Source organism: Anaerosporobacter faecicola (assembly GCF_012070565.1).
Classification (GTDB): Bacteria; Bacillota; Clostridia; order Lachnospirales; family Lachnospiraceae; genus Anaerosporobacter; species Anaerosporobacter faecicola.
Genome location: NZ_JAAQRO010000001.1, coordinates 137,826 through 146,867 on the forward strand (window position 1 = coordinate 137,826; position 9,042 = coordinate 146,867).

Here is a 9,042-nt window from a genome sequence, read left to right on the forward strand (position 1 = left end):
TATTTGTGCTCTGTGTCAAGTGTCGGGGTGAGGTGCAATGCATACCAACACGGACAAAGGGCTATTTTTATTTCATGCTAATCATTTTCGAATATTGTGTCGATATTGTTTATGAGTTAGTGTAACTGTCATGGATAAATAGCTGGAAGATAACTTTCTCAAGAGGTGGAAATATTGAAGATTAGAGTGAGAACAGAAAAACTAAAGAATGGAATGATTATTGCAGATGAAGTTTACTCCATCATCGGGTCCTTGATCATACCTGCTAATACAAAAGTAACAAAGAAAGTTATCGATCTATTAAACTTTCATCGAATTCCAATTGTAGCGGTTGTACAGGAAGTGCAAAAGAATGTTCCAGTAAAGGAAGAAAAGACACATTTAGAAAAGGTTCGAGAAAGCAAGGAATTCAAAGCATTTGAGACGAATTTTAACCAGGTAACATCCGATCTTGAAGGTAAAATCAATGAAATTGTTTATTTAGATAAGGAAGTTAATATTGAAGAACTGTGGAATAATCTGAATACCTTGATCAATCATACGGATAATAGCATTGCATGCTATGATCTACTACGAAGTATGAAACATACTTCTGATTTTACGTATATACATTCTGTTAATGTCGCGTTGATTAGTAATATGATTGCAAAATGGTTGAAGTTAAGTCAAAAAGATATCGAATTGATCAGTGTTGCTGGTCTGTTACATGATATTGGGAAGACGCTTTTACCAAAGGAGATCATAGAAAAACAGGAATTGATCAATTCGACAGAAATCATGGAATATAAACGGCATTGTACCCTTGGCTATAATATATTGAAAGAGAAAGATATTGAAAGAAAGATCCAATTGGTGGCATTAACCCATCATGAACGTTGTGATGGCTCTGGATATCCCTTGCGTTTACGTTCGCAAGACATCTGTTCCTATGCGAAGATCATTGCAATTGCAGATACTTACGATGAATTTACGGCAATCCATGTGAATCGTAAAACCGTAAGTCCATTTCGTGTCATTGAAATGTTTGAAACAGAAGGGCTACATCAATTTGATACCAGTATCATGTTAACATTTTTGTCATCAATTCTTGATACGTATGTACATTCTGATGTATTATTAAGCAATGGACAAAAAGGAAAGATTATCTTTGTTAATAAAGCAGCACCTTCAAGACCAGTTGTTAAAGTTGGAAATCAATTTATTGATTTGTTGATCAATAGTAATATATCAGTGGAACGAATCATCTAAATAATCCACAAGAAAGAAGTACTGTACAAGTAGAAAAACTCTGTGTCAATCATGGAAGGAACGAGGTCAGTTGTACTCGTATACCAACATGTGACACAGAGCTTTTTATTGGCTTTTTATTGGATATCTGTACTAGAAGGAAGAAGAGAATCTTCTAAATCGTCTTCTGGTAATATATCTTTCAGTAAAGGATAATATTCATTTGGATAATAGTTGGAATTCACGACGATCTTATTTAGACGGTCAAAATCTCGAACTGCCATAGGCTGTGCGAAGAAATATCCTTGGGCTAAATCACAGCCAATTTCAGTAAGAAAGTTGGCTTGTTCATTGGTTTCAACACCTTCTGCAACTACCGTAAGATTGAGCTCTTTTGCCATTGCATTCAAGTAACGGATAATCGTTAATCCATCTTCGGTAGAAGTGTTCTGCATAAGGAATTTACGGTCGAGTTTCATAACTTGAATAGGCAGATCCTTTAATAAATTCAAAGGAGAATGGTAACTACCAAAGTTATCAATACATAATATAAATCCTTCGGAACGAAGTGTTTTGATCGTTTTGATAATATCAAGTGTAAGATCTGCAAAAGCACGTTCGGGTAATTCTAACTCAATCATATTTTTGGGTATCTTATATTTTTCTATGTAACTATTCAATACATCAACGAATTTGGGTTGATCAAAATGAATAGGGGATACATTAATAGAGATAGGTACAGGCTGGATCTTGTTGTCAATCCAGTGACGTATTGTCTTACATGCATTTTCCCAAATATAATAGTCTAGTTTAATAATGAAGTTATTACTTTCAAATAATGGTATGAATTGATATGGTGACAGTAACCCTTTCGTCGGATGATTCCAACGAACCAAGGCTTCTGCGGCCACAATTCGATAGATATGAAGATCAATCTCTGGTTGCAGATACATGAGGAATTGGTGGTGTTCCAACGCATAATTCATCTCTTTTGCCATCTGTGTATCTTCTAGAAATCGCGCATTCAGTTCATCTGTGAAGAAAGCATAACGATCTGGTTGATTGGGCTCTATCGTACGTTTTGCAAGGTCAGCAAGATTGGTCATCTCGGTGATCTTTTTCGTTCGATCTTTAACGAGATAGATTCCGTAGGATACGTATAGCTTAAATCGTCTGGAATAATTATTCAGATTTGCTGAGATTGCTGATAACTGATCTAAGATATCTTTTTGGTTTGCGTAACGAAGTAGAAGACCAAAATTATCATTATTCAATCGGGCATAGATTTGCTTTCCATAAAGAAGAGATTGCATGGCTTGTGCTATATACACTAATACTTTGTCACTTTCTTCTAAACCATAAAGAAGATCAATCTTGCTTAAATTATCAACTTCAAAAACCACGACAGCAAAGTTTTCAGTGGGATAAGATAGAAGAGCCTCTTCCGCTTTCTTAACAAAACAATTCAGATTATAGATACCTGTTACATGATCGTGATAAGCAATATTCTCTAATTCCATACTCTTTTCTTGGTATTTGTGGATCTCGCCAAGTAATTCTTCTTTGATTAGGGAGATTTCTCGTGTCTGTTGATCATCTTTTTTTTGATTGGCAAAATGCCGGTCAATAATATGTACGACTGTGATTAATATAAATGCAATGACCGCAATAATATATGGCATAATTCCCTCCTCCTCATATGTTCATCGCCTTAGAAGACTACATATATTGTAATACAGAATGGGATTTATTACAACGAATTTTGAAAGGGTAAAAGGAAAGAAAAAGTCAATTCATTAAAATATAATATAATCTATAAAAAATAGCGCGTTTTGTGAACAATTTGTTAATCTCTATTGATAATTTTGGTAAACTGGTATAGAATTATAATCGGCAGAAAATTGGTTTTACTTTTTAATATAATACAAAATGGAGGGCTGAAAATGAGTACTACAGCACAATTGTCAGCAAGAGAAAGAATTTTATCTTTGCTAGACGACAATAGTTTTGTTGAAGTTGGTGCAATGGTAACAAAGAGAAGCACAGACTTTAACATGCAGCAAAAAGAGATACCTGCAGATGGCGTAATTACTGGTTATGGAGTAATTGACTGTAATTTAGTATATGTATATAGCCAAGATGCAGCAGCATTAGGTGGTTCCGTAGGTGAGATGCATGCGAAGAAGATTGCTCACATCTATGATATGGCTATGAAAGTTGGCGCACCAGTAATCGGACTTATTGACTGCGCTGGTTTAAGATTACAAGAAGCAACAGATGCTTTGCATGGTTTTGGTGAATTATATCTGAAACAAACATTAGCTTCTGGTGTTATTCCTCAAATTACTGCAGTTTTTGGTACATGTGGTGGTGGAGTTGCTGTTTCTTCCAATTTAAGTGACTTTACTTTCATGACAGAGAAAGATGCAAAATTATTTGTTAATGCACCAAATACATTAGACGGTAATTATACATCAAAATGTGATACAAGCTCATCAAAATTCCAAGCAGAAGCTGGTGTAGCTGATGTGGTTTGTGAAGATGATGCAGCTGTATTAGCAAGCATTCGTGAATTAGTAAGCATTTTACCAGGTAATAATGAAGATAATGATTCTTATGATGAATGCAATGATGACTTAAATCGTTTGGTACCTTCTTTAGGTACATCTCTAAAAGATTCTGCTGTTGCGTTAAGAGAAATCTCTGACGACAACTTCTTCTATGAAGTAAAATCTGCATATGCAAAAGACATGGTAACTGGTTTCATTCGCTTAAATGGAATGACAATTGGTGCTGTTGCAAACCGTGCAGAAGTACTTGATGAAGAATTCAAAGTAACAGAAAAATTCGATGGTACATTATCTACAGCTGGTTGTGAAAAAGCCACAAGCTTTGTTAACTTCTGTGATGCATTTAATATTCCAGTATTAACATTAACTAGCGTGAAAGGATACAAAGCTACAGTTGAAGAAGAGAAGACAATTGCGAAAGCTGCAGCAAAATTAACATATGCATTTGCGAATGCAACAGTACCAAAAGTAAATGTAATCGTTGGAGAAGCATATGGTAGTGCTTACGTAACGATGAACTCAAAACATATCGGAGCAGATATGGTTTTTGCTTATGAAGATGCAACAATCGGAATGATGGATGCAAAATCTGCAGCACAGATCATGTATGCAGAAGAAATCAAAGCTGCTAGTGATGCAACAGCAATGATCAATGAAAAAGCAAACGAATATGCAAGTCTTCAATCAAGCGTAGAAGCAGCTGCTAAGAGAGGTTATGTAGATAATGTTATCGCAGCAGACGCTACCAGAAAGCAACTTGTTTATGCATATGAAATGCTATTTACGAAGAGAGAGAGCCGTCCAAGTAAAAAGCATGGCACGGTTTAATATGAGGTGATGCATATTATGAAAAAGAAACTAGTGCTATTATTATGTCTGATTTTATGCATGTTTACATTTGCAGCATGTTCATCAGATAAAAGTAAGCCTGCAACATTTGAATATGATGAGGCAACCGTAACGGAAACAGCAACACAATGGATGGATTCTTGGAACCAGATGGATTTTTCTACTTATGACGATGATACGTTAGCTGATTTAGTATCATCAGGTCAGATGGACGAAGCAACAAAATCTACGTTTGCTTCTTGGAGACAGACACAATCTGATATTGGTGCTTTTGTAGAAGTTAAGAAAACAAAGATTGAAGAAGATGGAGATACAATCTATGTTGTATTCACTACTTCTTATGATGGAACAAAGAATGAAGTGCTTTTCAAAGTACCTTTTGACGCAACATTAAACGTGGATTCCAATGCAATTACAGTTGAAGAACAAGAAACAATTTGGGATAAACTAGAATTTGCGTTAGTGAATACCATATTAGGTATGGGTACCGTATTCGTTGTCTTGATCTTTATCTCATTCTTGATCGCTTTATTTAAGTTCATTCCTATGATTCAAGCAAAGATGGCAAAGAAACAAGAAATCGAAATGAATGTAGTTGAATCTATTGATAATACAGTATCGCAAATTGCTGAACAGGAAGAAGAAGAATTAGTAGATGATAGTGAATTAGTAGCCGTTATTACTGCTGCAATCATGGCATCTATGGGTGATGAAGCACCAGCCGATGGTTTGGTAGTTCGTTCAATTAAAAGAGCAAAAACGAATAAATGGCAGAAAGCTTAAGTTTAGGAGGAATAATTCAATGAAAAATTATACAATTACTGTAAATGGTAACGTTTATGAAGTATCCGTAGAAGAAGGTGTTTCTGGAGCAACTCCAGTAGCTTCAGCACCAGTAGCAAAAGCAGCACCAGTAGCAAAAGCAGCTCCAGCACCAAAAGCAGCAGCAGGTGCACAAGGTAGTGTTAAAGTAAATGCTCCAATGCCAGGAAAGATTCTTGCAGTGAAAGCAAATGCAGGCGCAGCTGTTAAAAAAGGTGATGTATTATTAGTTCTTGAAGCAATGAAGATGGAAAATGAAATTGTTGCTCCTCAAGATGGTACAGTAGCTAGCATTAATGTAGCAGTTGGTAACTCAGTAGAAGCTGGGGACGTATTAGCTACATTAAACTAGGATTTGCATGTGTCATGTAAATTCCCACAAAGTAAATTGGGAGGTAAGAACTAAATGAGCGACATTTTAACAATGTTGAAGAACTTGGCTGGTCAATCCGCATTTGCTTCTTTAACAATCGGAAATTATATAATGGTCGCGGTTGCATGCTTTTTCCTATACTTAGCGATAAAGAAACAGTATGAACCACTACTATTAACACCAATCGCATTTGGTATGTTGTTAGTAAACTTGTATCCACCAATTATTCAAGAAGGCGGATTGTTACATTATTTTTATTTACTTGATGAATGGAGTATCTTACCATCATTAATCTTCTTAGGTGTTGGTGCGATGACAGACTTTGGTCCATTGATTGCCAATCCAAAGAGTTTCTTGCTTGGTGCCGCAGCACAGTTTGGTATCTTCTCTGCGTATCTTTTTGCAATCCTTATGGGATTCAACGGAAAAGCAGCAGCAGCTATTTCAATTATCGGTGGTGCAGATGGTCCAACTTCAATCTTCTTAGCTGGTAAATTAGGACAAACGACATTAATGGGACCGATCGCAGTAGCAGCATATTCTTATATGTCATTGGTACCTATTATTCAACCACCGATCATGAAACTATTAACATCGAAAAAAGAACGTGCTATTAAGATGGAACAATTAAGACCAGTATCTAAATTAGAGAAAATCTTATTCCCTGTTATCGTTACGATCGTTGTTGCATTGATTCTTCCTACTGTAACTCCACTTGTTGGTATGCTTATGTTAGGTAACTTATTCAGAGAATCTGGTGTTGTAAAACAACTTGTTGATACAGCTTCCAATGCATTAATGTACATAGTTGTAATCTTACTTGGTACTTCTGTAGGTGCAACTACAAGTGCAGAAGCATTCTTGAACTGGAATACAATCAAGATTGTAGCACTTGGTTTGATTGCATTTGCAATTGGTACAGCAGCAGGTGTTTTATTCGGTAAATTAATGTGCAAATTAACTGGTGGTAAAGTTAATCCATTGATTGGTTCCGCAGGTGTATCTGCAGTACCAATGGCAGCCAGAGTTTCACAAAAAGTTGGTGCAGAAGAAGATCCTACAAACTTCTTACTAATGCATGCTATGGGACCTAATGTTGCTGGTGTAATTGGTACAGCAGTAGCTGCTGGTACTTTCATGGCTATATTTGGTGTGAAATAAACGAAGCATCAATCATATGATAGAAAGGTCAAACGGTCATTTCACATTGTGCTAGCACAAAAGTGAATATGACGTGTTGACCGACCAAACATGAGCGAGTAGCGCAAATGCGCGGATTGCGAATTATAAGATTAAGACGAATCAAGATTTTAAGTAGGAGTATGTACTGCTTAGAATGAAAGAAATTTACAGGAGGTAGTAAAATGTCAGAACAAGCGAAGAGACCGGTAAAGATTACCGAGACCATATTACGTGATGCACATCAATCTTTGATTGCCACTAGAATGACAACGGAACAAATGCTTCCAATCATTGATAAGATGGATAAGGTTGGTTACCATTCAGTAGAGTGTTGGGGTGGTGCAACTTTTGATGCATCCCTTCGTTTCTTAAAAGAAGATCCATGGGAAAGACTTAGAAAATTAAGAGCAGGATTTAAGAATACAAAACTACAAATGTTATTCAGAGGACAGAATATCTTAGGATATCGTCATTATGCTGATGATGTAGTTGAATATTTCGTTCAAAAATCAATTGCTAATGGTATTGATATCATTCGTATCTTTGACTGCTTGAATGATATTCGTAACTTAGAAACTGCAGTTAAAGCAGCAAATAAAGAAAAAGGACACGCACAGATTGCTCTTTCTTATACATTAGGTGATGCTTATACATTAGACTATTGGACAGATATGGCAAAACGTATTGAAGATATGGGTGCAGATTCTTTATGTATCAAAGATATGGCTGGTTTATTAGTACCTTATAAAGCTACTGAATTAGTAGAAACTTTAAAAGCTGCTACAAAACTTCCAATCCAACTTCATACACACTATACTTCAGGTGTTGCTTCTATGACTTACATGAAAGCAGTAGAAGCTGGTTGTGATATCATTGATACTGCTATGTCTCCATTCGCAATGGGAACAAGCCAACCTGCAACAGAAGTTATGGCTGAAACATTCAAGGGAACAGCTTATGATCCAGGATTTGACCAAAATCTATTAGCTGAAATTGCTGATTACTTCAGACCAATGAGAGATGACTGCTTAGCTAGTGGATTATTAAATCCAAAGGTTATGGGTGTTAATATCAAGACTCTTATGTATCAAGTACCGGGTGGTATGTTATCAAACTTAGTTTCTCAATTAAAAGATGCGCATCAAGAAGATAAATACTATCAAGTATTAGAGGAAGTTCCTCGTGTACGTAAAGATTTTGGTGAACCACCTCTAGTAACACCTTCAAGCCAGATCGTTGGTACACAAGCTGTATTAAACGTATTATCTGGAGAACGTTACAAGATGATCACAAAAGAATCAAAAGCACTTCTTCGTGGAGAATATGGTCAAACAGTAAAACCATTTAACGCTGAAGTACAAAAGAAAGCAATCGGCGATGAAAAAGCAATCACTTGCCGTCCAGCTGACTTGATCAAACCAGAACTTAAGACAATTGAAGCAGAGATGGCTCAATGGAAAGAACAAGACGAAGATGTATTAACATATGCATTGTTCCCACAAGTAGCAACTGAATTCTTCAAATATCGTCAAGCTCAAAAAACAAAGGTAGATTTAACTGCTGCAGATTCAGCAAGTAAAGCTTACCCAGTTTAATAATAAGAAAAAGGTGCTGTTGCATGTATTTGCAATAACACCTTTTTTGTTGTTGTATAGCAGCAAAATAAACCACCGGCTCTTGATAACCATTCCAGAACCAAGATAATTTCTAGCCATACTGAATCGAGCAGCAGTCAACCCTAATGGAATTAAGATTTTGCCATTCACGAGAAAAGGAACAAGTACTCGAAGGTTCAACTGAAAATGAAATAAGTACTTGACAGATGATTACTTCGAGAGTAGAATTAAAATAGTTCGAAAGAAGAAGTAATAAAATAGCAGGTAAGGGAGATTATGATATGCCCCCTGTCAAGTAGACAGGTTAAATATCTAAAATGAGTGTTTACTGAATGACCATACTTCGTATGAGGTATGGTCATTTTTTATGCACACCATTTTTCTTTGTATTTTTTGATTCGTT

Annotated in this window: 7 protein-coding genes; 6 read left to right on the forward strand and 1 reads right to left on the reverse strand. The window is 36.0% G+C overall.

Annotated features, from left to right (window positions below; genetic code table 11):
• Nucleotides 1–174 precede the first annotated feature (174 nt).
• Nucleotides 175–1,248, forward strand: coding sequence for an HD-GYP domain-containing protein (locus HBB17_RS00495; RefSeq protein ID WP_167954760.1), 1,074 nt, complete (start codon nucleotides 175–177; stop codon nucleotides 1,246–1,248).
• Between the two features lie 116 nt (nucleotides 1,249–1,364).
• Here the strand turns inward: HBB17_RS00495 and HBB17_RS00500 are convergent, their stop codons facing one another.
• Nucleotides 1,365–2,909 carry a putative bifunctional diguanylate cyclase/phosphodiesterase gene (locus tag HBB17_RS00500; protein ID WP_167954762.1) on the reverse strand — a complete coding sequence of 515 codons (1,545 nt, stop codon included), beginning with the start codon at nucleotides 2,907–2,909 and terminating at the stop codon, nucleotides 1,365–1,367.
• Between the two features lie 261 nt (nucleotides 2,910–3,170).
• On the opposite strand from HBB17_RS00500, the gene HBB17_RS00505 reads away from it, so the two are divergent.
• The 5 genes from HBB17_RS00505 to HBB17_RS00525 all read left to right on the forward strand — a co-directional run bounded on the left by HBB17_RS00505 (nucleotide 3,171) and on the right by HBB17_RS00525 (nucleotide 8,618).
• Nucleotides 3,171–4,625: an acyl-CoA carboxylase subunit beta gene (locus tag HBB17_RS00505; RefSeq protein ID WP_167954763.1), complete on the forward strand. Its 1,455-nt coding sequence runs from the start codon at nucleotides 3,171–3,173 to the stop codon at nucleotides 4,623–4,625.
• Nucleotides 4,626–4,643: 18 nt separating this feature from the next.
• Nucleotides 4,644–5,429 carry an OadG family protein gene (locus tag HBB17_RS00510; protein WP_167954764.1) on the forward strand — a complete coding sequence of 262 codons (786 nt, stop codon included), beginning with the start codon at nucleotides 4,644–4,646 and terminating at the stop codon, nucleotides 5,427–5,429.
• 19 nt (nucleotides 5,430–5,448) lie between these two features.
• Nucleotides 5,449–5,820, forward strand: a complete 372-nt coding sequence (locus HBB17_RS00515) for a biotin/lipoyl-containing protein (protein ID WP_167954765.1) — start codon at nucleotides 5,449–5,451, stop codon at nucleotides 5,818–5,820.
• A gap of 54 nt (nucleotides 5,821–5,874) precedes the next feature.
• Nucleotides 5,875–7,002 (forward strand): sodium ion-translocating decarboxylase subunit beta, encoded by a 1,128-nt coding sequence (locus HBB17_RS00520; RefSeq protein WP_167954766.1) that lies wholly within the window; start codon nucleotides 5,875–5,877, stop codon nucleotides 7,000–7,002.
• A 203-nt stretch (nucleotides 7,003–7,205) separates the two neighbouring features.
• Nucleotides 7,206–8,618 (forward strand): oxaloacetate decarboxylase subunit alpha, encoded by a 1,413-nt coding sequence (locus HBB17_RS00525; RefSeq protein WP_167954767.1) that lies wholly within the window; start codon nucleotides 7,206–7,208, stop codon nucleotides 8,616–8,618.
• The last annotated feature ends 424 nt before the right edge of the window (nucleotides 8,619–9,042 follow it).

Coding starts and splice junctions, on each gene's coding strand:
- HBB17_RS00500 (WP_167954762.1), bottom strand. CDS start 2,909: ATGCCATATATTATTGCGGTCATTGCATTTATATTAATCACAGTCGTA.
- HBB17_RS00505 (WP_167954763.1), top strand. CDS start 3,171: ATGAGTACTACAGCACAATTGTCAGCAAGAGAAAGAATTTTATCTTTG.
- HBB17_RS00510 (WP_167954764.1), top strand. CDS start 4,644: ATGAAAAAGAAACTAGTGCTATTATTATGTCTGATTTTATGCATGTTT.
- HBB17_RS00515 (WP_167954765.1), top strand. CDS start 5,449: ATGAAAAATTATACAATTACTGTAAATGGTAACGTTTATGAAGTATCC.
- HBB17_RS00520 (WP_167954766.1), top strand. CDS start 5,875: ATGAGCGACATTTTAACAATGTTGAAGAACTTGGCTGGTCAATCCGCA.
- HBB17_RS00525 (WP_167954767.1), top strand. CDS start 7,206: ATGTCAGAACAAGCGAAGAGACCGGTAAAGATTACCGAGACCATATTA.